A 23,037-nucleotide genomic window follows, 5' to 3' on the forward strand; every position below is an offset into this window, starting at 1 on the left:
CCTCACCTGGGCTCATTCAGCCTCACGGAGCCTCATGATCGCCTTACGGTTTCTTACAAAGCAGATGTCGGCGGTTCGAAACCGTCCGCGCCCACCAGTGCAAAGGCCCCTCGCCGATCACGGCGAGGGGCCTTTGACATCTACTTCTGACATCAACGGGGTCGGTCGATCACGACCGGGGACGACTTCTGAGCAACCGATCCATGTGACTCACGGCTTCCCGCTGCGTGTCCTGGACGACGTGGGTGTAGACGTTCATCGTCACGGCGATCTGGCTGTGCCCCAGGATCTCCATCACGACGCGGGGCGGGACCCCGGCGGCGGTGAGGAGCGTCGCCGTACCGTGCCGGGCGTCGTGCAGCCGGACGACACGGAGACCGGCGTTCTTCGCGACGCGGGTGAACGAGCGGTAGAGGTTGCGCGGCTCGATGGGCTGGCCGGTCCGAGTGGTGAAGACGTAGCCAGTGTCCGTCCACTTCTCTCCGGCGAGCTCGCGGGCAGCGGCCTGCTTGAGACGCTGCCAGCGCAGGGGAGCGACGCAGATCGCGGGAAGCGGGAGCGTCTGCTTGCGCCGGCGTCCCTTGGGATCGTCCTCGTACACCTCCCCGGCGACCCGCTGACGCTGCGTCCTGACCCGGATCTCCCGCTTGTCGAGGTCGACGTTCTCCCACCGCAGGCCGACGACCTCACCGCGGCGAAAGCCGAGGGCGATGGCAAGCACGAAGGCGGCGTACAGCGGGTCCTTCCGGGCGGCGGCGAGGAAGTCGAGTGTCTCGTCCAGGGACCAGGGCGAGAGCTCCCGGGCGGCGACGGTCGGCGGCTCGACAAGCGTTGCGACGTTGCGGTTCACCAGCTCCTCACGGCAGGCCGCGGTGAGGGCGGTGCGCAGCACGCGGTGCGACTCCTTGGCAGTGGCGGCGCTGGTCTTCTTCTCCACGTGGACGAGGAAGCGGCGGACGTCGGCGACGCTGAGGGATTCCAGCCGCTTGGAGCCGATCATCGGAACGAGGTAGAGCCGGACGTGTACCTCGTACTTGGCCGCGGTTGTCCTCTTGCGACGTGGCTTGACGATGTTGTCGAGCCAGTACGGCAGCCACTCGGAGAGCTTCATCGAACGGGTCGGGACGGCAATGCCGTTGTCGACCTTGTCGAGGAGAGCGCGGCGTTTGGTGTCGCACTCGGCCCAGGTCTTGCCATAGGCGAACTTCCGAGCCCGGGTGCCGTCAGGTTGGAGGACATAGACGGCTGCTTGGTAGCGACCGTCCTTCCGCTGAGTGATGGTGCCGGCGCCGTTTGGGTTGCGCCTGCGCTGGGGCGCCATCAGACGGCCTTCTCGATCTGACTGAGGATGAAGTCTCGGACGGCGTCAGCGGGGATACGCCGAGACCGACCAATGGTGATCGAAGTCAGCCGCCGCGAGCGGATCAGGTCGTAGACCGTGGAACGTCCGAGCTTGAGCCGCGCCATGACCTCGGGCACGGTCAGCAGCTCAGCAGTGACAGTGCTCATGCCAGCTCCCCTTCCAGTTCGGCCAGTTCGGCACGGATTTCGCGGGCGTGTTCGCGGTTGTGCTGGAGATCCCGGTGGATGTTGGCGGCGAGCCAGGACTCTCCCGGGGTGGAGCCGTGTCCGGCGTAGGTCCAGTGGGCGACGACGAGGATGGTGGCTTCGGGGTGTTCGTCGGGGTCGGGGAGGCCGAGGGATGCGCGTTGTTGGGTGGCGCGGTAGTCGGCGCGGACCTGGCGTAAGGCGCCGAGGGTTGTGGAGTAGCGGCGGGATTTGGTGGAGAAGTGGCCGCGGAAGCCGAGCATGTGGGCCCAGGCCCTCAGGCGCCGGTCCGGGTATGCCGGGTCGAGGTCCATGCAGGCCTCCATCAGGCGCCTCGGGTGGTCGGGGACGTCGAGGAGGATCAGCGCTTCCTTGTTGCCGACCTGGCGGTCAACGGCCCCGGTGGTCTCGGCGGCCTTGGTGGCGTATTTGGCGACGTAGGCGGCGACGGCCTGTTCGGTGAGGTCTTCGCCCTGGCCGAAGGCGCCGATGGGCTGGACGTCGAGCTGACTGCCCCATGCCAGCTTCACGTCCTGGTCCACGCCGTACTCAGGGGCGGCGGGCACGGTGACACGGGCGCGGGCGGCTGCAGCGCGGATGGCGTCGGTCAGGAGCTCGAGGGTGGCCCAGGCAGGGGGTGGGGTGTGGGGGCCGTCGGGGCCGTCGAAGCGGATGACGGCGTGGAAGTGGACGGCGCCGCGTTTCTGGTATTCGGCGACCTTGCCGAAGGAGACGCGGGACGTCTCGCGCGCGGCTTTCTGGGTGAGGCCGGCGCGGGCGGCGATTTCGCGGCGGAGGTAGATCGTGAAGTAGCGCCACAGCTCGGAAGCGTGGTTGTTCCACAACACGGCGCCCGTGTAGTCGTACGTCTCGGGGTCGAGCGGGGTGCCGAGTTCGGGCGCGTCGTCGGCGTGGCGGGTGCCGCAGCGGCACGGGCGGGTGCCGGGCCGGTTGTGGACCGGGCCGAAGGAGGGGGCGGTGAGGGTGGCGAAGACGCGGGGGTGGTCCCGGATCGTGTCAGGGGTGCCCTTGTCGGGGTTGCCGATGAGCCCAGCGCGGATCAGGTGGTAGGTGTCCCCCGCGTAGGTCCAGGCGCAGGCAGGGCAGCGGGAGGCGCGCCGGTTTCCGCAGGCGACCCGCAGGACCCCGCCAGGCTCGGTGTCGGTGTTGTAGGCGTGCAGGACGGTCTTCGTGCTCGGGTCGAGGAGTTTGCTGCCGCCGGTCAGGCGGATGGGTGCGGTGCAGCCTCCGGTGCGGCGGAGTTGGTCGGTGAGGCGGTCGAAGCCGTGGGACCCGGCCAGCCGGAGCAGGTCGCTCAGGGTGGCCGGGTCCAGGCCCGCCGCGGTGGCGGTGTCGGTCAAGGCGGTCACTTCCCGGCGCGGGCGAAGACGGCCGGGGCGGTGCGGGTGCCGGCGCCCTTGCAGACGGGGCAGGTGGCGGGGAGGGTGCGGCGCTGCCCGTCCGGGGTGGTGGTGCCGGTGGTGACGTGGACGACGGGGAAGCCGTCGCAGTGGGAGCAGACGCGCGGGGTCGAGGGCTGGGGCATCATGGGTTTTCCCTTTCGGGTCCGTTGGGGTCTGGAGTGGGGTGTTGGAGGCGCCCGGGGCGGCGGAAGTTTGGCGACCGAGGCCGCTCCGGGGGCCGCTCAGTGTGTGTTGCGCCTGCCGTGGCCCTTGGCCGCATACATCGCTGCGTCGGCGGCCGAGAGGGCGTCGGTGAGGGTCGGGACGGGCAGCTGGTCGGCGGTGCAGTGGCCGACCGAGGCCGAGACCCGCAGGATGTGGCCGTCGTGGGTGACGGGGGTGTCCAGTGCGGACCAGAGGTCGAAGAGGTTGGCGTCGCCGAGGTTGGTGATGACGGCGGCGAACTCGTCTCCGCCGAGGCGGGCGGCGATGCCGTCCCGTCCGCACCAGTCGCTCAGCCGTTGGGCGGTGGCGGTGAGGACGGTGTCTCCGGCAGCGTGGCCGTGGGTGTCGTTGATGGCCTTGAAGTCGTCTAGGTCGACCAGGAGGACGAGCGCTCCGGGGTGCCGGGTGATGAGGCGTTCGGCGCGGGCGGTCCATCCGGCGCGGGTGTGCAGGCCGGTCAGCGGGTCGCGGCGGGCGGTGGCCAGGCGGCGGGCGAGCAGTCCGCCGTGCAGGGCCCAGCCGAAGACGGGTAACCCGGCGGCGGCGAGTGTGTAGGTGTCCATGGTGGTCACCGTCCCCGGCGCTGGTTGCGGGTGGGCTTGATGGGCGGGATGGCGTCATACGCGGCGCGGCCCTGGTCGAAGGAGGCACGGTCGCTGTCGCTCATGGGGGTGGTGCCGAGCTGGCGGTTGATGCGGCCGACGGCCTTGCGGTCGCCGTGGCGCTTGGCGATGGCGTACTCGCGGCCCAGCTCGGCCATCTGCGGGTTGGACGGCGTGCTCTCGGACTTGCGGCGGAAGAGGCCCATGGTCAGTGCTTCCTTTCCTGGCTGGTCAGGGACTTGAGGACGACGGCGCACACGGCGACCGAGACAGCGGTGACGGCGACCGCCAGGAGCATCGAGACCAGAACGGCTCCGACGACCAGGACCACGGCCCCACCGCCGGCCACCAGGGCGAGCGCGCTGCCGGGGGTGAGCTGAACCGTCGGCCGAGCCGGGGCGAGGGGCGCGGGGGAGGCCGGTTCGATGGCCGCCGACTGGTTGGGGGCGGTGTGCTGAACCGGGGTGGTGGTCGGCTGGAGGAGCGGGGTGGTGATGCCGGTCGGGAGCGGGTTGACCGGGACGCGCGGTCGGAGCATGACGCTTCCCCTCTACTGGTTGATTGCGGTGTCGATGGCGGGGGCGAGGAGGCTGTCGGCGAGGAGGTAGCCGCCGAGGAGGATCACGGCGACGAGCCACCAAGGCGGGCGGATGAGCTTGATGCCGAGGCCGCCGACGGCGATCAGGGCGAGCCAGAGCGGAACGTCCATGACGGGTCTCCTTGGTCAGCGGGGGTTGCAGCGGTGGGTGCGGGCGGCGAGTTCGGCGGCGGCGCGGGTGAAGTAGTCGGCGGAGAAGTCGCAGCCGGGGGCGGTGCACACGGCGGTGTGCTTGGTACGGCCGCGGCCGTCGTGGTGGGTGCCGACGCGGACTGGTCCGAAGCGGGCGACGTTGTAGAAGCGGTTCGGGCGCACGGGTCTCTCTCCTTTCAGATCAGGTGAGTTGGAGGGCGATCGAGTCCGCGAGCGCGGACGGGACGCCGAGACGGCTGCGCAGGGTGGCGGCGTCGATCGGGGCGCCGGTCTGGGCGTGGTGGGCGTCCGCGATCTTCCGGGCGTGGTCGAGCAGCGCGGGCGGAACCGCCACGGCAGGGACCGACGCAGCAGGTTCCGGCGGGAACTCTTTCTGTGCCGGAACCGGCGTTGGCTCGGCCGGGTCGGCAATGGCCGGCGGGAGTTCGGGCGACGGGTCAGGAGCCCGCTCCACGGTCAGATCCGACTCGAATGTCTCCACCGGTTGGTGGTCCGCTGTTGGCTCGTGCTTCGGATCGGGGGTGTGGGCGTGGGCGAGGAGGGTGCCGCCGAGGAAGGCGAGGGCGGGCCATCCGGCGACGAGGATCCGTAGCCAGGGCGGGACGTCGTTCATGTCGAGCATTCCGGCGGTGGCGACGTTGGCACCGAGCGAGGCAACCAGGGCGATGGCGAACCAGAGCCAGGCGTCACGGTTGCCGCCGTCCGTACGCATCCGGCGCCAGGCGGCGACCAGGAGCAGGTCGACACTGACCGGGTAGGCCCAGGCCTTCCAGCCGTCCTGTCCGGCCGCCTGCGCCAGGTCGTGCAGGTGGGAGAAGGACAGGGCCCCGGCGATGACGGCCTGGACCAGCACGGCGTCGAAGCGGAGGGTGCGGAACACGGTTCACCTCCTTTCAGGCATGGCAGGGGTAGGGACCTGGCGCGAGACGGTCACGCCAACCAGGAGGAGGAGAGGGTCAGTCGGTGGCCGGGACAGGCTTGAACAGCGGCATCGGCGGTACCGGCTTGCCCGCGATGAGCTGCACCGGCCGGTAGGCGGCCAGGCGCGGAAGGGCCGGGGTCAGGTGCGCGAACTGGGCGCATGTGGCGGCCGCGTCGGCGGCGCTGAGCTCGGGGGTGCGGATGCGGGACCAGCCGCCGGAGGAGTCGCCGGCCACCGCGACACCGGGCCGGTCCGGCGGGATCGTCGTCACCGCGACCACCGCGTCGGGGGCGATGTCCCCGAGGCCCATGTCCGCGGTCTGCTTGTCGTTGACCCGGTGCACGACGCGGCCGGTGAGCTGGGCGCGGAGCGTGGTGGCGCCCTTGCCGAGGTCGGATCCGAACCGCTGGCCGCAGACTTCCAGGAAGATGCCGGCCGCGCGGGCCAGCTGTGCGAGGCGGATCATCTGCGTGACCATCCGGTCCCGGCGGTCCTCGTCCTTCTTCGCCGTGATGAGGAACAGCTCGGCGACCTCGTCCACCAGGAGCACGACCGGCACCGGCCTCACATGCTCGGGCAGGGCCCACACGTCGGAGACGCCGTTTTCGCTGAGCAGGTCGAACCGGGCTTCCATTTCCTCCACCAGGCCATCCAGGAGCCCGGACGCTTCTTCGGGGGTGGTGGCGAAGGCGGAGAGGCGGGGTGCGTATCCGCGCTGCTCGACGCCGCGCTTGCAGTCGATCCCGACCAGGGCGACCGGGAGCCGGGCGAGCCCGGCGATCAGGTTGCGCTGGTACATGGACTTGCCCGACTGGTTCGCGCCCAGCGTCAGCGCGTGCGGGACCTTCAAGTAGTCCCGGACGAACACCGTGCCGTCCTCCCGGAGCGCGACCGGGACCGTCATCAACCCGGCGGGAACGCGGCGCGGCATCTTCACCTGCCGCAGGACGTCGTAGCCGGTCATCCGCAGCTCGACGAACCCCGGCTTGACCGCCACCACGTTGACCGACTGGACGCCCCAGGCGTGCCGCAGCCGCTCGGAAGCCGCCATTACGTCAGCGGGCTCCAGGCCGGCGGGGAGGCGGAGCGTGACCCGCATCCCGGTCGAAGAGCCCCGCACCCGTCGGATCTTCGGCGGCACCGGCTGCACATCACCGCGGCGGGCGACGTTGCGGACCATGAACGCCCGCAGGCGGGACGGCTGCACCGTCAGCCCGCACACATCCATCGTGGAGCGGTACGTCATCGCGAACCGCACCTGCGCGACCGGCAGACCCACCAGCGACCAGAACACGCGCGGGGCCCGGCCCTTCGCGTAGCCGAGACCACCACCCGCTGCGGCGACGGGGAGACCGACCTCCCATAACGTCGACAGATCCGTCATCGTCAGGCCCCCAGCGGCGTGACCGCGACGGCACGGAAGCTGATCCCGTGCCGGGCCTGGCCGTTGAAGTTGTTCTCCCAGTCCCGCGCCTTCAGTCCGATCACCGACACCGGCATGCCCGGCGCAAGACCGTCCGGGAGGCCGGTCTCCGGGACCGTCACCTGGTAGAGGTTGCCCTCTCCCTCGTCCGAGATCAGCAGGCCCACCGTGGACAGCCCGGCACCGGTCTCCCGGTCCATGGCGCGCTCACCGGTCTGCTTGCTCACGAGCTTCGGCGTCGGCGCAGTCGCGACGAACACCACGGCGGTAGAAAGATCGATCTTGAAGGACGGCATGTCCACTCTCCCGGTAAGGGGGGCTTAACAGCCCGAGCGTTGAGACCCACTCCGTTAAGGGGGGGTTACCACCCAAGATGCATGCGACTGGTGCGAGGTGTCAACCCCCCCTTAGCATGTTGGGTATGAAGACAGTCCCCCGTCCGGTTCCGCGAGGTGCCCGCCGTGATTGATGAAGTCCGGCGCGTTGCCGCTATGCAAGATCACGCGCTCCGTGTGAAGGCCGCCGTGGACCTGATGGGGGAGCTCCAGGCCGCCGTTGTCGAGACCTCGCGCATGCGCAAGGAGAGCATTGCGTGGCTTCGTGATCACGGGCACTCGATGGCGGATGTAGCGAAGCTGATGGGCGTCAGCCGGGCACGCGTGGCTCAGCTCCGTGACGCCGGCCCGCCGCCGGAGCGCGTGTTTCTCGGCACCGGGCCCGTCCAGGTACTGGTCCCCATGCGGCCGGGCGAGCGGGAGTATGTGGCGCTTGAGGACAGCTCCACGGGTCAGAAGCTGGTGGCGTTGGCTCATCAGCTGCAGCTCGAAGGGGACCTGGGGTACATCTCGACGTCGGGCGAGATCGACTTGAACCGCGAAGACCTCATTGTGGTCTGCGGCCCCAAGACATCCCCAGTGACCGCGGCCGCCCTCCAGTCCGACCCCCGCCTCTCGTTCGAGACGCTGCCGGATGGCCGGTGGGCCCTGATCGAGATGGACTCCGGTAAGACGTACACCTCGCCGAGCGATGACCCGGGCAGCCCCACCTCTTCGGATGTGGCGTATTTGGGCCGGCTCCCGAGGCCCGACGGGCAGGGCACCTTCCTGCTGATCGCGGGTGTGCACGCAGTCGGCTCACTGGGAGTCGCGCATTTCCTCATGGAGCACCTGGCAGACCTCTACCAGCAGGCCGGAACGGCCGAGTTCTCGATGGTCATCGGTTGTGACTACGAGCCGGGCACCAAGGCGATCACAGACAGCCGCGCTATCAGTGGGTTGCTACTGCGTGAGGTGAGCTGACGTGGATGTCGCTCTGTCCAGCACCCCCCGACCTGGTGGACCCAACGAGGACTTCGCCATCGGCAGCGCCGAGTGCCTCGTGGTGCTGGACGGTGCCGGGATGCCAAAGGGACTGCCCACCGGATGCATCCACGGCGTGGCTTGGTTCGTCCAGAGGCTGGGCAACTCGCTACACAGAGAGGCCACCGAGAGCCGCAGGGGCCTGACTCACTGCCTTGCTAACGCCATTGAGCGGACGGCGGATCTGCACCGGGGGACCTGCGATGCGGGCAGCCCGTATTCCCCGTCAGCAATGGTTGCCGTGCTTCGAGTCCAGGACGAGCAGGCCGAATGGCTCGTGTTGGGAGACGGCTCACTCGTCCTCGACGCGGGGCAAGAGCCCGTGGTCGTCACTGATCAACGCCTGAAAGCGGTGGCAAGCGAGAAGCGAGCTGCATTGCGCGCGGCCACGCCGGGGTCACAGGAGGAACGGGCCAAGCACACATCGTTGGTCGAGGAAGAGCGGGCACTGCGTAACAGGCCGGGTGGCTTTTGGGTGGCTGCTGCGGAGCCCGAAGCTGCGGCCGAGGCTCTGACGGGCACCATGCCGCTCACACACCTGAGACGGGCGGCGCTTCTCACTGACGGCTCAGCCCGGTTCGTCGACACCTTCGCTTTTGGCGACTGGTCAGATTGCCTCGACGTTCTGGAACAGCACGGCCCAGCCTCTCTCATCGGCCAAGTCCGCGACGCCGAGCAGAGCGACCCAAACCGTGAGCGATGGCCCCGCTCCAAGGGGCATGACGATGCAACGGTGATCTTCGCTCGCTTCTAGGGCGAGCTGTTACAGGTTTCTCTACCTCATCAAGGCACTCGCCGCGCACGGCGCGGCGCGTGCGGCCCGTCGTCCGGGCCGCCGCTCCTGTCTGCGCCCCGCTCCGGCCCGGCCGCCAGCCGCACGCCTGACAGCTCGGGTTGATGGGTGGGGAACCACGATGCGGCCCGGACAGTGCATGAGGTGCGGGTCAGGGAGTGCCTCCGGCGGGGGCGCTCAGGCTCCGGGATGGAGGGGCTCCGATGGCGAGTGCCGGCCGCGGATGGTTGAGGCGGGGACTCCCATCCCGTCTGCCGTCGACCCAGGGCAAGCCGAGCAGACACGGCACCGGGCGTCCAGGTCGTTCGTACAGTGGCGCGCTCCACCTGGACGCCCGGCACCGCGCCTGCTCCACGGTGTGTGGGTCGACGGCAGACGGGATGGGAGTTGAGGGTGATGGTGGGAACGCCAGCGGGGCCAACCAAAGCTGCTCATGCCTAAGGGCAGCTCTGCACCCTAGAACAGCGTCCCAGTGTCGGCGGCGTCGTAACGGCGCTGAGCCTGGAAGAACGGCAGGAGCGCGACTGGCAGGTGCGGCCTCTTACCTTCCAGAAGTTCGGCGACGGTGATGATCTGCACCTTAGGGAACTGCTGACCATTACCGGGGTGTTGATATACCCCAGAGTGATTAGCCGCCTCGATCATCGCTTTAGTCGGCGCCTTCATGCAAATAAAGACCCCCATGGCTGCATTTTGCGACGCGACGGTTCCGATCAGGTCACGCACATGGCCGGGATTTGTGGTTCCGCCCTTGACGGACACGAGGACACGCTGGGATCCACCCTTTGCGTCAACAGGAAAACGAATAACCCCGTCAATCCCCTTGTCCCCCACCTGCTTTTCGTTCGGCTGGCCATCTACCTGCATGACACACCAGCGCTCGAACTCAAAGGGAGACTTCTGGAAAAGCTTTGCCGCTCCAGCCATGTCCTTAGGAGTACCCAGGATCTCGTATGACGCCATGATCGATTCGCCGTAGGTGTGCCTAAGGCGTGCATCTATGAGATCAATCGCAAGCGTAGTGACGTCCATCCCAATCCAACGTCGCCCATTCTTCTGAGCCGCATCGATCGAGGTTCCACAGCCGCAGAACGGATCGAGAACCAGATCGCCGGGTTTACTGCTGGACGCAATGATTCGCTCTAGCAAGGTCAGCGGCTTCTGGGTCGGGTACCCCAGGCGCTCGCTCGCCTGGGAGTTCAGCGGAGCAATATCACCCCACACGTCGCCCATAGGAACACCCGGCTGCTCCCCCAGGTACAGCTTTCGGCGGATCCGCGCACCCTCCTTCTTGGGAAAGATGAGGCGATTGTCGTCGTCCAAGCGCTTCATCTCTTCGAGGTTGACCCGCCAACCATTATTGGGGGGCAGGACACCCTTGTATTCGAAGGTTAGATTCGGACGCGGATTCGGGGAGTCAAGCGGAGCATCCTGATAGGGGCCCCGCCCATCGTGATCATCGAACCTGAAGCGGGCTCTGTACTCGTCAGAATGCGGGGTGGTTTGCGCAGTGAACGAAAGATCGCTGGTCTTCGAGTAGAACAGGATGATGTCGTGATTTCGCCCGTACCGTACCTTGGCGTCACCTTTCGAAGCTGTGCGCTTCCAGACAATCTCGTTGCGGAAATTCTTGGGACCGAAAATGGCGTCTAGGATTATCTTCAGGTAGTGACTCGCAGTTGGGTCGCAATGCAAGTAAAGAGCACCTGTCGAGTTAAGCACCCTATGCAACTCGATTAGCCGAGCCGACATCATGACCAGGTAGGCCAGAACGTCATTGTCTCCTAGGAGTTTACGCATCGCCTCCAGAGCATCCTTGACGGCGTTCGGCGCATTCCCATTCATGAGATCAGCGAAAAGAATCTCCGTCTCGTGGCTCCACATCCACGTGTCACCAAAGGCTTCAATCTGCGCCGGGGACTCACTTCCGCTCTTCTCTTTAAAGAGAACGTTGTACGAGCGGTTCGAGTTGAACGGCGGATCCAGGTACACGAGATCGACACTGTTCGACTCAATGTTCTCCCGAAGTAAATCGAGATTGTCTCCGTAGTAGAGCTTGTTGCGCCATCCGCCGTCACTGACCGTCTTTGCCATAGGGGGATCTTGCCAGACAGTCAGACCGCAGCGAAGGGGGTTGAGCCGCAGGTTGCGCTGTGCCCTGACTTGCGGTGGGACACAGCAGGGGACCCTCGACTAGCGCAGCGCTCATGGCAGTCGTCAGACATCCCAGGGGCTGCCGTCGCGAACTTGCGGCCCATCTGTGGACCGGTCGCGGCCTCCACGGCATCGCCATGTCTCTGACCTGCCCAAATGGACGACAGCACGAGGCCTCCGGAGCCGTGTGTGTGCTGAGCGGCATCATGTTCTCCATGACCTCCGAATCCAGCAGCGCTCCCGTTGAGAGCACCCAAGTTACGGCCGTGACCGATGGCGTCGCGCAAGTCTTCACGTGGGAGGCGGACGCGCGCATCGAGGTGCGAGACCTCGGGGGAGAGGTCGTCATTGAGGCGAACGCCGCCGGCCTCAGGACACTCGCTGGGCATCTCCTCGTGTTGGCCGGCGATGGAGTTCCGGATGGAAGTCACCTGCACCTCGAAGACAGCAACGGTCTGGAGGACGGATCCGTCGGCTTGGTCCTGGAGCGCAGCGACGACGAGTGACAGCACCCGGCGGCGGCAGTGAGGTGGGCGAGGGGTGACATCCACAGCTGACATCAACAGGGATGGACAGCAGCAGTCGTGCTCGTCTCCTCGCGGCACCGGCAGCCGTGGAAACGCAAGCAAGCAGGGGCTCCCGGACGAACTTACAAAGCAGATGTCGGCGGTTCGAAACCGTCCGCGCCCACCAGTGCAAAGGCCCCTCGCCGATCACGGCGAGGGGCCTTTGGTATCCACGCCCGGCCACAACGGGGCCGTTCTCCAGCGACCGATCCATGTGACGCGAGCGGCGTGACAAGAGACTTTCCCTTCTCCATCAAGGGACCCAGCTGCGCTACCGCTTCGCCGGGCGGGATGGGGCCAAGGGCACGAGGTCCGAGCCCCACGGCCGCCGGTAGTCGCGGTCACTGGTATGCCTCCGGCGAGGGCTTCAGGCTCCTGGGTGGCGGCGGCGCTGTAGGCGGCTGCCTGTGGGGTGCGGCGGTGGGGAACTCCCGTGCCGCGTGCCATCGGCTCAGGCCAGGCCGAGCCGACGTAGGCGGGGTGGGAGTTGGGGTGGTCAGCCGACGGAGGCCGGCCGGGCGGTAACCTGTGGCGACTCGAGGCTCACCCCTCCAGCGAACTCGGTCGGCACGCCTCGGGCCCCCTCACTAGATGAGCATTGAGAAACGAGTGAGCTGCGCCTTCTGCATGCGAAGCACCGACGTCCGCCCTTCCGGTGATGGCGTCACGCTGGAGGTCACGCGGGGGAGGAGGACGGAGTACGCAGTTCGTCTGGGCCCACCTGAGCTGCCTGGACGCGCGACTGCGCGAACAGGTCACCCGGGCCCCTGGCTCAACGGCTAAGGGTTGTCCCGTAAGTTTTTCTCGCCCTGCAATGATCTTGATCGTGTCCGGTGTGATCACGGCGTCGGAACCGTCCTGGATACCTCGGCATTGCCCGACCGCACACCGCACACCGCGCTCTCACGGGATGACTTCTGCCGCATACGAGACCTGAGAGGTCCCCGGCAGACGGCTCCCCCCTCGCAGTCTCGGAGGAGAATCAAGCGAGGCAGAACTCATTACCCTCGATGTCCTGCATCGTGATGCACGACTCGTTGACGCCATCGGCGTGCTGCGTCAGCACGTGTTTCCCGCCGAGCGCCATCAGCCGTGCGCATTCGGCCTCGAGTGTGGCCAGGCGCTCGTCACCCACGAGCCCTGTGCCGACCCGTACATCAAGATGCACCCGGTTCTTGACGACCTTGCCTTCGGGAACTCGCTGGAAGAGCACGCGCGGGCCCACACCCGAGGGATCGGCGCACGCGAAGTAGACCTCGTCCTCCGGCGGCAGGGAGTGGTGGTACTCCTCCCACGTGCCAAAGCCCTCCGGGACTGTCGGAACGACGTATCCCAGCACCTCGCACCAGAAGGCGGCGAGGCGCGCAGGTTCCGCGCAGTCGAAGGTCACTTGGAACTGCTTGATCGTTGACATCGGCGCACGATAACAGTGGCCCTGCTCAACTCCCCGGGCGGGTGGATCCACCCGCCCACGGTGACTCGTCCCAGACGGTTTCAAGACTGTCCGTCAGTCGCGCAGGTCGGCCTAGCCAGGTACGCGGCGTAGGGGCCACCGGCCGCCATTGCTCGCGGTCACGCTCGCAGTAGGGCGCATCGAGGCCGCAGTGTGCAGCTCCTCCATGGCTGTCGTGGGAATGACGGGCAACTCCTCCTGGCCGTCATGGTCTAGATCGCCCAGGATTCGAAAATCCCTGACTCCCTGCCGAGGAAGAGCACCGCCGAAGCGGGAACCAGTAAGCAGACGCCGATTCCGCCCAGCACATACGGTGCCGCTCGCAACACCTTGGGGACGTGGGCGTCCGGTCGACGCCCGCGGGTACCTGCGAAGCGCCAGGCGGACAGGGTGAAGCTCGTCAGGATCAGGAACGCGCCGGCGATCTGCAACGCCATCAAGGCGCATGCGACGACGAAAATCAGGAGGTATGAGAGCAGTACGCCCATGACTACCCTCACTTGCCGAGACTTCGGAAATCACCAGAATGCGGTCGCTCTGATCGCCGCCTGCGGCGACCACGCGCAGGGCGGACAATAGGATCATGGTCTGGAGCGCGTCAATCGGTGACGGCTGCGCGGGTGCCCCGCTCGTGCGGCATGTCGCAGGCCATCCCGATGGGTGACGTTCCTGCGGGTCGGGGAACCACGGGGCGCTGGGTGGGTGGTTTGTGTCGATACTCCCGGTATGAGACCAGTTCGTTCCACGTCACGGTCGCGCCTTGTCGCGGTCGTCGCGCTTGCCGCGCTTCTCGCCTCGGGTGCGCCCGTTTCGGCCGTCGGGGGTGACGGGGGGCACCGGCGGGGGTGTGTCGGTTCTCGGGTGCCCGCGCAGGGGCCGGCTCGGGACGTGGTGCGGATCGCTCAGCAGGCGCAGGCCGAGATGGGGCTCAAGTCCGTCATCCTGCGGGTCACCGAGGGCGGGCGGGAGGTCGTCACCGCCGCGCTCGGCGAGTCGATGACCGGGGTGCCGGCCGAGCCCGCCATGCACTTCCGGAACGGCAACATCGCGATCAGCTACCTGGGCACCGCCCTTCTGCGGCTCGTCGACCAGGGGCGGGTCGGTCTGGACGATCCCGTCGCCCGCTGGCTGCCCGGGCTCGAGGACGGTGAGCGGATCACGCTGCGCATGCTGGGCGCCTCCACCACCGGGCTCGTCGACTACGTGCCCCTGCCGGAGTTCCAGCAGGCTGTCTCCGCGAACCCGTTCCGTCAGTGGACCGCCGAGGAGCTGGTCGCCCTCGCCACCGGCAAGGAGCGGTGGTACGAGCCCGGTACCAACTGGAGCTACTCGCACGCCAACTTCGTCCTCCTCGGCAAGGCCCTGGAGAGGATCACCGGGACCCGGCTCGACGTCCTGCTGCAGCGGGAGGTCATGCGTCCCCTCGGGCTGCGCGAGACGCGCAACAGCTTCACGCCCGACATTCCCCGGCCCGTCCTGCACGCCTTCGCCTCCGACCGGGGGATCTACGAGGAGTCCACCTTCTGGAACCCCTCGTGGACCACCGCCCCCGGCGCCGTGCAGACCACCGACATCTGCGATCTGGCCCGTTCGGCGGCCGGCGTCGGCTCGGGCGAGCTGCTCTCGCCCGCCGGCTACCGCGATCTGCTGAACCCGGGAACGGTCGGCCTGGGCAGGCCCACCGACACGTGCCCCGCGACGGTCTGCCTCGCCCAGACCGAGGCCACCCACTACGGCATGGGCCTGCTCGTCCTCGGTGAGTGGATCGCCCAACACCCGCTGTTCTTCGGCTACTCCGCCTCGCAGGCCTACCTCCCTTCCCGTCGTCTGGCCATCGCGGTCTCGACCACGGACGGCCCCACCGCCCAGGCCGGCCACAGCGCCCATGTGATCGCCCAGCGCATCGCCACCGCTCTCGTCCCCGACCACCCGATCCCCGATTTCGGCTGATCCGTGTGCCCGGCTTCGCAGGGGCGGGCTTCGGATGCGCCGGACGGGTGCATCGGGGGCGTGCCCGGATGCCGTGTGTGCGGGAGTTCGGGGCGGAATCGGTAGGTTTCTGAACCGGCGCGCTCGCCCGTGGGCGGCCCCGAGACGAGGAGAGCGGCGTGTCCCGACCTGTCACCGTGGGAGTGGACGGATCCGAAGGCAGTGTGGCGGCGCTGGACTGGGCCGCCGACGAGGCGGCGGTGCGCGGCGACGGGCTGCGGCTCGTGTACGCCACGCTCTGGCAGCAGCACCAGTTGGGCGCCATGAAGGTGTCGCACGAGGACCGCGCAGGTGAGGGGGAGGGCGTGATCGCCGTCACCGAGCAGCGAGCCCGTGCCCGGCGCCCCGATCTCGTCATGAGGGCCGAGGAGATCGAGGACGCCCCCACCCAGATGCTGCTCGCCGCCGCCTCGGAGGCGCAGATGCTGGTCGTGGGGTCGCACGGGCTGGGCAGCGTCCGTGGTTTCATCGTCGGATCCGTGGGACAGGAGGTCGTCGCCGAGGCGAAGAGCCCGGTGGTGCTCGTCCGCCCCGGGTACGAGAGCCGAGGCCGGCAGAAGGTGGTGCTCGGTCTCGACGTGGGCGAGGACCAGGGTGAACTCCTCGACTTCGCCTTCGACTTCGCCGCGCGGCACGACATCCCCCTGGAGGTCGTGAACACCTGGCACTCCGCCTTCCACCGGCACCACGCTGCGGACGAGAAGGACGGCACGGCGTCCGCGCTCTCGAACGCGGTGGGGCCCTTCCGGGAGAGGTTCCCGGCGGTACGGGCCTCCGAGGTGTCCACCGAGGGACGGGCGGCCGAGCACCTCGTCGACGCCTCGTCGGACGCCTCGCTCCTGATCGTCGGCCGGCGCCGGTCGGCCCGGGGCTCCCACCTCGGTTCCGTCACCCACGCCGTGATCCACCACGCCCCCTGCCCCGTGGCCGTCGTGCCGCACTCCTGACCGACGCCGTATGCCGTCCGTCGCGACCTCGTCGCCTCGGACGGCGGGCCGTCGCGCAAGGGGGAGTTGACCGGGTGCGCCCGTGAGGGATGTACTCGCGGCATGGACGAGGTGGGGGACGCGCCCGAGGTCGAGGCGTCGGGTGGCGAGATGACGCCACAGCGGTATATCGACAGCCGGTTGACGCAGTATCAGGAGTGGTACGACCGCAAGGCCACCAAGATGAAGGCCATGCATCTGCGCATGCGCACCGTCTCGGTCGTCGGCGGCGCGCTCGTGCCCGTGCTCGTCAATCTCGATCTGGGCTTCGCGAGGATCACCGCCACGGTGCTCAGCCTCGTCGTCGTGGCGTCGGTGTCGCTGGAGAGCGTGTACCGGTACCGGGAGCAGTGGAAGAACTACCGCTCGACCGAGCAGCTGCTCGGGCACGAGCGGGTCTACTTCGCCGCCAAGGTGGGGCCGTATCAGCGTCTCTCCGACCGGGACTGCTTCACGACGCTGGTCGCCCGCGTCGAGAAGGCCATCGCCAGTGAGAACTCGGCGACCCTCAACGTCATGACCCTCGGCGGACAGGTCAACGACGACGTCCAGCAGCAGGGCGTCCCCGCCCCCAGGGGAGAGGCGAAGGGCGCGTGAGTCCGCGGATCACCGTCCTCGGCTCCGCCACGCCCTACCCCCGGCCCGGGAACTCCTGCTCCGGGTACCTCGTCGAGGGCGGGGGCGTCCGTGTGTGGGTGGACGCGGGCAGCGGTTCGCTCGGGGAGTTGCAGCGGTACGCCGGGCTCGGGGAGATCGACGCCGTCTGGATCTCGCATCTCCACGCCGACCACAGCGCCGACCTGCTCACCGCCTACTACGGGCTCCTGTACGCCGACATCCGGCGCGACGCGCCCCTTCCCCTCTACGGCCCGCCCGGAATCGCCGACCGGCTCGCGTCGTTCCTGACCAACGGGCCCCGTCGCAGCCCGGTCGAAGACGCCTTCGCCGTCCAGGAGCTGTACGACGGGCATGAGGTCGGCGTCGGCGGGCTCCGTCTGGCCTCCCGGAGCGTCCCGCACGGCGGTCTGCCCGCGTTCGCGCTGCGCGTCGAGGACGCGGACGGACGGCGGATCGCGTACTCCGGCGACTGCGAGCCCAGCCCCGCGCTCGTCGAACTCGCCCGGGACTGCGAACTGTTCCTCTGCGAGGCCGACGGCGAAGGGCCCGGGCACCACTCCGCCGAGCAGGCGGGACGGACGGCCGCCGACGCCCGCGTCGGCACACTCGTCGTGACCCATGTGGCGCCCGGGACCGAGCCCGCGGACGCCGTGCGCGCGGCCGGCAGGGTGTTCGGAGGGGAGGTCGCGTACGCCGCGCCCGGTGCCGTGTTCGGCATCAGGCGTCGAAGTCGTACTCCAGGACGTACGACGCCGAGTCCAGCGTCATCTCGTTGAGCTCCACCGCGACTCCCTTCGCCGTGAAGGCCGTGCGGCCGATCAGGATCACCGGTGTCCCGAACTCCAGGGACAGGCGCATGGTCTCGTCGGCCGTGGGCATGCGGCAGCGGATCTCCTCGCGGAAGTGCACCGGCTGATGGCCGAGCTCGGCCAGCCGCGCGTACGTGCCGCCCGGGCCTGTGTCCGGGGTCGCGATGGGGGTGTCCTCGGCGAGGTCGGCCGGGAGGTACGAGACCGAGAGCAGGACCGGCTTGTCGTCCAGGACGAAGCGGCGGCTGCGGACGCAGACCGGCGCGTCGGGCGGCAGGCCGAGGGCCGCGGCCACGCGCGGGTCCGCCTTCGCCCTGCCGACCTCGATCTGGTCCACCACCAGCGCGCGGTCCTCGATGTCCGCCGACCATACCGAGCGGCCCGTGCCCCAGTGGTCCTGCGCCAGCCGGGGGATGCCCCGCCGGCGCAGCGGCCGGAACGTGCGGACGAAGACCCCGGCACCCTTTCGGGCCTCGGCCAGGCCCTCGGTGCGCAGCACGGAGAGCGCCTGGCGTGCCGTCATCCTGGCCACGTCGTACGTGGTCATCAGATCGTTCTCGCCGGGGAGCCGGTCGCCGGGGGCGAAGGCGCCTGACTGGATGGCGGTTCTCAACTCGTCGGCGATGCGCTGGTACTTGGGCCGACGACCGCTGTCCTGGTCAGTCATGGGGTGGACCTCCCTTCGTCTGCGGGACACCCTACGGCGCGCTCCGACCAGGTGACGCACGCCTCTGCGCCGACCTGTGCGAGTGATCCATCCATCGGGGGACTTCTCTAGAGATACGTTGACAGAGGGGAGCGGTGGGGTTTCTCTGGGTGTATCTCTAGAGAACTGGAATTCCGGGACGGAGGGGATTCGTGCAACCACTGCCCGAGGTCGGTGACCTCGTACGCGACACCGCCACCGGCCGGGTCGGCTTCTACGTCGACAGCGTCGCCGGCCGGCTCCTGATCCGGCCCGTCAACGGCGGCCGCGAATGGGAGGCCGAACCCGGCGACGTACAGCTGGCCACACCCCTGAGGGAGCTGCGGGCCCGTGCCGCCGAGATCAACGCGCGGAGCAGACGCGGTATCGGGGGCTGACCCGGGGGCCGTCCCGGCTTCCGTGAGTCCGGGGCGGCGCGTTGTCAGCGGGGCGCGCGACACTGGACGCATGTGCCGCAGCATCAAGACTCTCCGACCGCCGGTCCTGCCCGAAGAGGCGACCGAGGACGACATCCACGCCGCCGCCCTGCAGTACGTCCGCAAGGTGTCCGGGTTCCACAGACCCGCCGCGCACAACGTCGAGGTGTTCGAGCGTGCCGTGGACGAGATCGCCGAGGCGACCGCCCGGCTGCTCGACGGCCTGGAGGTGCGCGGGCTCAGGAAGCCGTCGCGGGAGCCGCAGCCGGACGCCGTATGACATAGGCGGCCAGTCCGCCCGCCAGGAACAGCGCGAGGACGGAGACGCCCGCGCTGAACCAGGTCGCGCCCAGCCACAGCCCGCCGAACCAGCCGAGGGCCACGCTGTAGCCCGCCCAGGCCACCCCGGCCAGTGCCGACCAGGGCAGGAAGTCCACGATCCGGCGCCGTGCCGCGCCCGCTCCCAGGGAGACGACCGAGCGCCCCGCCGGGGCGAAGCGCGCGATCACCACGAGCGGGCCGCCGCCGCGCGCCAGTGCCACGCCGAGACGTTCCTGCGCGCGCGTCAGCCGGCGCGAGCGGGCGATCGCCCGGTCCAGCCGGGCCCCGCCCCTCCAGGCCAGCCGGTACGCGACGAAGTCGCCCAGTACGGAGGCGGTGGCCGCGCAGAGGAGAAGGAGGAGGACGGAGGGTACGTCGGTGGAGGCCGCGGTGGCGGTCGCCGCCGCCGTCGCGGCCGTGATCACCAGAACCCCGCTCGGCAGCACCGGCAGGAAGACGTCGAGCAGTACCGACGTGGCCACCGCCGCGTAGATCCACGGGCCCGCGGTCAGCGACTGCAGTGACCCCATGCTGTCGAGCACGTTCACAGCGCTAGAGCGTACGCGGGCGCGGGCGGCGAAAACCGGCAGGGGCCGGAAATCGCTCGCGCGGTCTCCGGCCCCTGCCCGTTCGGCCGTAGCCGGGCGGGACGATCACGCCCCGACGGGCTCGCGCCGCTCCTCGGTTCGCTCCGCCGCCCGCGCCTCCGGCCGCTCCGACACCCGTTCCTCGCGGGCGCCGAAGAGCCGGTCGAGGGCGAGGGCCCCGGGGCCGGTGAAGACGAGGAGCAGGAACGCCCAGCAGAAGAGCGCGGCGCTCTCGCCGCCGTTCTGGAGCGGGAAGAGCCCCTCGGGCTGGTGGACCTTGAAGTACGCGTAGGCCATCGAGCCGGAGGCGAGCAGGGCGGCGGTACGGGTGCCGAGGCCGAGGGCCACGAGGGCGCCCCCGACGAGCTGGATCACGGCCGCGTACCAGCCGGGCCAGGTGCCCGCCGGGACGGTGCCACCGCCACCGGCGGCGCCGCCGAGCACGCCGAAGAGCGAGGCGGCGCCGTGGCAGGCGAAGAGCAGACCGATGACGAGGCGGAACAGCCCGAGCGCGTACGGCTGGGACTGCTGTACGCGGTTGGCCAGGGGATTCATGGGGGTGTGACTCCTTCGGTCGAGTCGGTCCCGGGGGGACGGAGCGCGGGGGGACGGAACCGATGAGGACGTCAGGTTAGGCACCCCTCACTAGTGCTTGCAACTTCAACATTCGAGCGCGTGGCGATCTGTGGCGAGTGTCACCCGCGGCGCGGGCGCTCCGGCCGGGCTCCCCGTCGCGGCGTCAACTCCCGCTCAGATGCCGCTCGTCGACGGTGACGAGCCGGCCGTTCGCGCGCGCCTGGGTGAGCGTCAGACGGGCGGAGCGGGCGTGCAGCGTGAGCGTCATGAGCTGGTTGCCGAACCAGGGGCCGCCCGTTCTGCGCCAGCCGATCATGGGCCGGCCCACGCGCGCGTGCCGGGCCAGGGCGCGGCCCAGGCGGCCGCCCGCGCGGCTCCAACCGAAGCGGAAGCCCAGGCGTACCGCGAGCGGGATCGCGTTGTGGAGCGGCGAGCACGTCAGCTGGACCACCCGTGCCTCGGGCCGCGCCCCCGGGGCCGCGGCGCCCTCGGCCGGCTCCTCGGGCCAGCGCGGCTCCGCCACGTACGCGTGGTGGACGTCTCCGGACAGCACGCACACCGTCGCCGGCGCGCCCGGGCCGCCGCCCGCCTCCGCGATCAGCCGGGTCAGGTCCTCGAACGACGAGGGGAACGCCGCCCAGTGCTCCAGGTCCGCCCGCTGGCGCAGATCCTCCGCGAACCGCGCCCAGCGCCCCTCCGGCCCGCCGCGCTCGCCGCGGCACAGGGCCGCGTTCCAGGCCTCCGCGTCGTGGATCAGCGGCGGCAGCAGCCAGGGCAGCGAGGTGCCGATGAGGAGATGGTCGTACGCGCCCCGGTCGGACAGCGCCTGTTCGCGTACCCAGGCCGCCTCGCCCGGGTCCAGCATCGCCCGGGCGTCCTCCTTCAGGAGGCGTGCGGCCCGGGTGTCGATCATCAGCAGCCGGGTCCGGCCGAAGTCGCGGCGGTAACTCCAGCGCACACACGCCGGATCGGCGTCCGCCTCGGCCACGAACCGCCGCAGCCGCTCCGTGCCGTCCGGTACGGAACGGATTGCGGCGTACAGCGGGTCGGCGTCGAGGTCGGCGGGGGAGAGGTTGCCGAGGTGCTGGTACACCCAGTACGACATCAGCCCGCTGAGCACGCGCTCGCTCCACCAGTGCGTGGCCCGCATCCGGGCCAGCCAGGCGGCGCTGGTGTTCCAGTCGTCGATGACGTCGTGGTCGTCGAAGATCATGCAGCTGGGGACGGTGGAGAGCAGCCAGCGGACCTCGGGGTCGCCCCAGGACTCGTCGTAGAGCCGGGTGTACTCCTCGTAGTCCCCGACCTCCGAGCCCGGCGGGTCGCTCGGGTCCCGGCGGGCGGCGAGCCAGCGGCGGGTGGCGGCCGAGGTCTCGTCCGCGTACACCTGGTCACCCAGGAGGACGAGGACGTCCGGGCGTTCGGCCGCCCCGGGTGCGACAGCGCGCTCGGCCGAGGTGCCTTCCGCGAGTTGTCTCGCGAGGTGCGTGGCGAGCGTGTCCAGGGCGTCCAGGCCGACCGGGTCCCTGCCCTTGGCCGGTTTCGCCGCCCAGCGGCAGGAGCCGAACGCCACCCTGACCTCGCCGTCGGGGGAGGGGGTGCGGATCGTGCTCGGAGGGAAACGGGAGTCGGCCGGCGGCCAGACCGTCCGGCCGTCGAGCCGTATCTCGTACGCCGTCGTCGTGCCGGGGGTCAGGCCCGTCACCGGGATCAGCGCGTAGTGGTGGCCCGCTATCTGGAAGGTGCGGGTGGAGCCGCCGGCGCCGGCGGCTGCATGGACCTCCGCCGTGCACGGGCGGTCGGTCTCGACCCATATCGTCGCCGAGTCGCCCGTCACTCCGTCGACGTACCGAAGTACTGGTCCGAGCCTCAGTCCGGCCGCCATCGATCTCCCCGCCCCTCCGCCGTCCCGCCCGTTCGGCAGGGAACGCCCGTACGGTACGGAACGAGGGAGGCGCGACGGAAGCGTTCTCAGCAGCCGTTCAGGACGGACTGCAGGGCGCTCTTCTCGGCGGAGTCCACGCTCAGGCCCCAGTAGTACTTCGTGTGCACCCAGGCGCGGGCGTACGTGCAGCGGTAGGAGGTGCGCGACGGCAGCCACTCGGCGGGGTCCTGGTCGCCCTTGGACTGGTTGACGTTGTCGGTGACGGCGATGAGCTGCGGCCGGGTCAGGTCGTTGGCGAACTGCTGGCGCTTGGCGGTCGTCCAGGAGTTCGCGCCCGAGCGCCAGGCCTCGGCGAGCGGCACCATGTGGTCGATGTCCAGGTCGGCGGCGGCGGTCCAGGTCGCGCCGTCGTACTCGGAGTACCAACTGCCGCTGACGGCGGCACAGCTGGAGTCCTGGACGACGTTCACGCCGTCGCGCTTGAGGACGACCTCGCGGGTGTTGCAGGCGCCGGACTGGGTGATCCAGTGGGGGAAGAGATCACGGCTGTAGCCGGAGGAGGAACCTTCCGCCTTCACCGTGAGGGAGGCGAGGTAGGTACGGGCGGTGGCCGCGCTGACGGGCGTGGGCATGGCTGCCTGGGCGGTCGGCGCGGTGGCGAGGAGGCCGGTGACGGAGAGGGCGGCGGTGGCGGCGAGAACGGTCGCGCGACGGGCTATTCGACGCGCGTAGACGTTGGCGGCGAGCATACGAACTCCCTTGAAGTGGGGGGACCTTGGCCGTGCCGTTCCGGACGCTCGCCCTGTACGTCCCGGGTGGGTTCCCGGTGTGTGTGGGGTGAATCGCCCGGGTGGGTCCCGGGTGGGTGCCCGGCGGCCCGGCCATCATGGCGGCGCGAGGTTGCGGTGTGGGGTGCGCCAGGTAACAGAGTGACGACATGGGCACGTCA

The 23,037-nt window shown here is 69.3% G+C and carries 29 protein-coding genes; 9 read left to right on the forward strand and 20 right to left on the reverse strand.

Annotation, left to right across the window (positions count from 1 at the left end; genetic code table 11):
• Window positions 1–169: 169 nt before the first annotated feature.
• The 12 genes from ACF1G2_RS08805 to ACF1G2_RS08860 all read right to left on the reverse strand — a co-directional run bounded on the left by ACF1G2_RS08805 (window position 170) and on the right by ACF1G2_RS08860 (window position 7,170).
• Window positions 170–1,321: a tyrosine-type recombinase/integrase gene (locus ACF1G2_RS08805; protein ID WP_391797600.1), complete on the reverse strand. Its 1,152-nt coding sequence runs from the start codon at window positions 1,319–1,321 to the stop codon at window positions 170–172.
• Window positions 1,321–1,509: a helix-turn-helix domain-containing protein gene (locus ACF1G2_RS08810; protein ID WP_391797601.1), complete on the reverse strand. Its 189-nt coding sequence runs from the start codon at window positions 1,507–1,509 to the stop codon at window positions 1,321–1,323. Before ACF1G2_RS08810 ends, ACF1G2_RS08805 begins: the two co-directional genes overlap by 1 nt.
• The gene (gene repSA / locus ACF1G2_RS08815; RefSeq protein ID WP_391797602.1) at window positions 1,506–2,909 is read right to left on the reverse strand and encodes a replication initiator protein RepSA; all 1,404 of its coding nucleotides are present in this window, start codon (window positions 2,907–2,909) and stop codon (window positions 1,506–1,508) included. Before repSA ends, ACF1G2_RS08810 begins: the two co-directional genes overlap by 4 nt.
• A gap of 5 nt (window positions 2,910–2,914) precedes the next feature.
• Window positions 2,915–3,097, reverse strand: a complete 183-nt coding sequence (locus tag ACF1G2_RS08820) for a hypothetical protein (RefSeq protein WP_391797603.1) — start codon at window positions 3,095–3,097, stop codon at window positions 2,915–2,917.
• Window positions 3,098–3,193: 96 nt separating this feature from the next.
• Window positions 3,194–3,739: a GGDEF domain-containing protein gene (locus ACF1G2_RS08825; protein ID WP_391797604.1), complete on the reverse strand. Its 546-nt coding sequence runs from the start codon at window positions 3,737–3,739 to the stop codon at window positions 3,194–3,196.
• Between the two features lie 5 nt (window positions 3,740–3,744).
• Window positions 3,745–3,984 carry a hypothetical protein gene (locus tag ACF1G2_RS08830; RefSeq protein ID WP_391797605.1) on the reverse strand — a complete coding sequence of 80 codons (240 nt, stop codon included), beginning with the start codon at window positions 3,982–3,984 and terminating at the stop codon, window positions 3,745–3,747.
• A 2-nt stretch (window positions 3,985–3,986) separates the two neighbouring features.
• Window positions 3,987–4,316 carry a SpdD-like protein gene (locus ACF1G2_RS08835; RefSeq protein WP_391797606.1) on the reverse strand — a complete coding sequence of 110 codons (330 nt, stop codon included), beginning with the start codon at window positions 4,314–4,316 and terminating at the stop codon, window positions 3,987–3,989.
• Between the two features lie 12 nt (window positions 4,317–4,328).
• Entirely contained in the window at window positions 4,329–4,487 is a 159-nt protein-coding gene (locus ACF1G2_RS08840; RefSeq protein WP_391797607.1) for a hypothetical protein, read from the reverse strand.
• Window positions 4,488–4,502: 15 nt separating this feature from the next.
• On the reverse strand, window positions 4,503–4,691 hold the full coding sequence (locus ACF1G2_RS08845) for a mobile element transfer protein (RefSeq protein ID WP_391797608.1): 189 nt from the start codon (window positions 4,689–4,691) through the stop codon (window positions 4,503–4,505).
• A gap of 19 nt (window positions 4,692–4,710) precedes the next feature.
• Entirely contained in the window at window positions 4,711–5,409 is a 699-nt protein-coding gene (locus ACF1G2_RS08850) for a DUF2637 domain-containing protein (protein WP_391797609.1), read from the reverse strand.
• A 76-nt stretch (window positions 5,410–5,485) separates the two neighbouring features.
• Window positions 5,486–6,835 carry an FtsK/SpoIIIE domain-containing protein gene (locus tag ACF1G2_RS08855; protein ID WP_391797610.1) on the reverse strand — a complete coding sequence of 450 codons (1,350 nt, stop codon included), beginning with the start codon at window positions 6,833–6,835 and terminating at the stop codon, window positions 5,486–5,488.
• Between the two features lie 2 nt (window positions 6,836–6,837).
• Window positions 6,838–7,170 carry a hypothetical protein gene (locus tag ACF1G2_RS08860; protein ID WP_391797611.1) on the reverse strand — a complete coding sequence of 111 codons (333 nt, stop codon included), beginning with the start codon at window positions 7,168–7,170 and terminating at the stop codon, window positions 6,838–6,840.
• Window positions 7,171–7,335: 165 nt separating this feature from the next.
• Here ACF1G2_RS08860 and ACF1G2_RS08865 point away from each other — a divergent pair, with 165 nt between their 5' ends.
• Together ACF1G2_RS08865 and ACF1G2_RS08870 are read left to right on the forward strand one after the other, a co-directional pair.
• Window positions 7,336–8,172 carry a sigma-70 family RNA polymerase sigma factor gene (locus ACF1G2_RS08865; RefSeq protein ID WP_391797612.1) on the forward strand — a complete coding sequence of 279 codons (837 nt, stop codon included), beginning with the start codon at window positions 7,336–7,338 and terminating at the stop codon, window positions 8,170–8,172.
• 1 nt (window position 8,173) lies between these two features.
• On the forward strand, window positions 8,174–8,986 hold the full coding sequence (locus tag ACF1G2_RS08870; protein WP_391797613.1) for a protein phosphatase 2C domain-containing protein: 813 nt from the start codon (window positions 8,174–8,176) through the stop codon (window positions 8,984–8,986).
• 495 nt (window positions 8,987–9,481) lie between these two features.
• Here the strand turns inward: ACF1G2_RS08870 and ACF1G2_RS08875 are convergent, their stop codons facing one another.
• Window positions 9,482–11,119 (reverse strand): DNA methyltransferase, encoded by a 1,638-nt coding sequence (locus ACF1G2_RS08875; RefSeq protein ID WP_391797614.1) that lies wholly within the window; start codon window positions 11,117–11,119, stop codon window positions 9,482–9,484.
• Between the two features lie 275 nt (window positions 11,120–11,394).
• Between ACF1G2_RS08875 and ACF1G2_RS08880 the strand changes: the two genes are divergently transcribed.
• Window positions 11,395–11,685, forward strand: coding sequence for a hypothetical protein (locus ACF1G2_RS08880; RefSeq protein WP_391797615.1), 291 nt, complete (start codon window positions 11,395–11,397; stop codon window positions 11,683–11,685).
• 1,042 nt (window positions 11,686–12,727) lie between these two features.
• Here ACF1G2_RS08880 and ACF1G2_RS08885 read toward each other — a convergent pair.
• Both ACF1G2_RS08885 and ACF1G2_RS08890 read right to left on the reverse strand, forming a co-directional pair.
• Entirely contained in the window at window positions 12,728–13,159 is a 432-nt protein-coding gene (locus ACF1G2_RS08885) for a VOC family protein (protein WP_391797616.1), read from the reverse strand.
• A gap of 251 nt (window positions 13,160–13,410) precedes the next feature.
• Window positions 13,411–13,686, reverse strand: a complete 276-nt coding sequence (locus ACF1G2_RS08890; protein WP_391797617.1) for a hypothetical protein — start codon at window positions 13,684–13,686, stop codon at window positions 13,411–13,413.
• Between the two features lie 400 nt (window positions 13,687–14,086).
• Here ACF1G2_RS08890 and ACF1G2_RS08895 point away from each other — a divergent pair, with 400 nt between their 5' ends.
• From ACF1G2_RS08895 to ACF1G2_RS08910, 4 genes are all read left to right on the forward strand, one after another.
• Entirely contained in the window at window positions 14,087–15,148 is a 1,062-nt protein-coding gene (locus ACF1G2_RS08895) for a serine hydrolase domain-containing protein (RefSeq protein WP_391797618.1), read from the forward strand.
• 158 nt (window positions 15,149–15,306) lie between these two features.
• Entirely contained in the window at window positions 15,307–16,134 is an 828-nt protein-coding gene (locus ACF1G2_RS08900) for a universal stress protein (protein ID WP_391797619.1), read from the forward strand.
• Window positions 16,135–16,236: 102 nt separating this feature from the next.
• Window positions 16,237–16,770 carry a DUF4231 domain-containing protein gene (locus ACF1G2_RS08905; RefSeq protein WP_391797620.1) on the forward strand — a complete coding sequence of 178 codons (534 nt, stop codon included), beginning with the start codon at window positions 16,237–16,239 and terminating at the stop codon, window positions 16,768–16,770.
• Window positions 16,767–17,567: an MBL fold metallo-hydrolase gene (locus ACF1G2_RS08910; protein WP_391797621.1), complete on the forward strand. Its 801-nt coding sequence runs from the start codon at window positions 16,767–16,769 to the stop codon at window positions 17,565–17,567. The genes ACF1G2_RS08905 and ACF1G2_RS08910 overlap by 4 nt, the downstream gene beginning before the upstream one ends.
• Here ACF1G2_RS08910 and ACF1G2_RS08915 read toward each other — a convergent pair.
• Complete coding sequence (locus ACF1G2_RS08915; RefSeq protein WP_391797622.1) at window positions 17,509–18,267, reverse strand: GntR family transcriptional regulator; 759 nt, start codon at window positions 18,265–18,267, stop codon at window positions 17,509–17,511. The two genes, ACF1G2_RS08910 and ACF1G2_RS08915, sit on opposite strands and share 59 nt — an antisense overlap.
• 191 nt (window positions 18,268–18,458) lie before the next feature.
• Between ACF1G2_RS08915 and ACF1G2_RS08920 the strand changes: the two genes are divergently transcribed.
• Together ACF1G2_RS08920 and ACF1G2_RS08925 are read left to right on the forward strand one after the other, a co-directional pair.
• A complete protein-coding gene (locus tag ACF1G2_RS08920) occupies window positions 18,459–18,683 on the forward strand; it encodes a hypothetical protein (RefSeq protein WP_391797623.1) in 225 nt (74 codons plus the stop codon).
• Between the two features lie 70 nt (window positions 18,684–18,753).
• Complete coding sequence (locus tag ACF1G2_RS08925) at window positions 18,754–19,002, forward strand: DUF2277 domain-containing protein (RefSeq protein ID WP_391797624.1); 249 nt, start codon at window positions 18,754–18,756, stop codon at window positions 19,000–19,002.
• On the opposite strand, the gene ACF1G2_RS08930 is transcribed toward ACF1G2_RS08925, so the two are convergent.
• From ACF1G2_RS08930 to ACF1G2_RS08945, 4 genes are all read right to left on the reverse strand, one after another.
• Window positions 18,962–19,573, reverse strand: coding sequence for a DedA family protein (locus tag ACF1G2_RS08930; RefSeq protein WP_391798118.1), 612 nt, complete (start codon window positions 19,571–19,573; stop codon window positions 18,962–18,964). The genes ACF1G2_RS08925 and ACF1G2_RS08930 overlap by 41 nt on opposite strands.
• Window positions 19,574–19,696: 123 nt before the next feature.
• The gene (locus ACF1G2_RS08935) at window positions 19,697–20,185 is read right to left on the reverse strand and encodes a DoxX family protein (RefSeq protein WP_391797625.1); all 489 of its coding nucleotides are present in this window, start codon (window positions 20,183–20,185) and stop codon (window positions 19,697–19,699) included.
• Window positions 20,186–20,369: 184 nt separating this feature from the next.
• A complete protein-coding gene (locus ACF1G2_RS08940) occupies window positions 20,370–22,088 on the reverse strand; it encodes an alkaline phosphatase D family protein (protein WP_391797626.1) in 1,719 nt (572 codons plus the stop codon).
• 86 nt (window positions 22,089–22,174) lie between these two features.
• Window positions 22,175–22,837: an HNH endonuclease family protein gene (locus tag ACF1G2_RS08945; protein WP_391797627.1), complete on the reverse strand. Its 663-nt coding sequence runs from the start codon at window positions 22,835–22,837 to the stop codon at window positions 22,175–22,177.
• Window positions 22,838–23,037: the final 200 nt, after the last annotated feature.

The organism is Streptomyces sp. NPDC013457 (genome assembly GCF_043089925.1).
Lineage (GTDB): Bacteria > Actinomycetota > Actinomycetes > Streptomycetales > Streptomycetaceae > Streptomyces.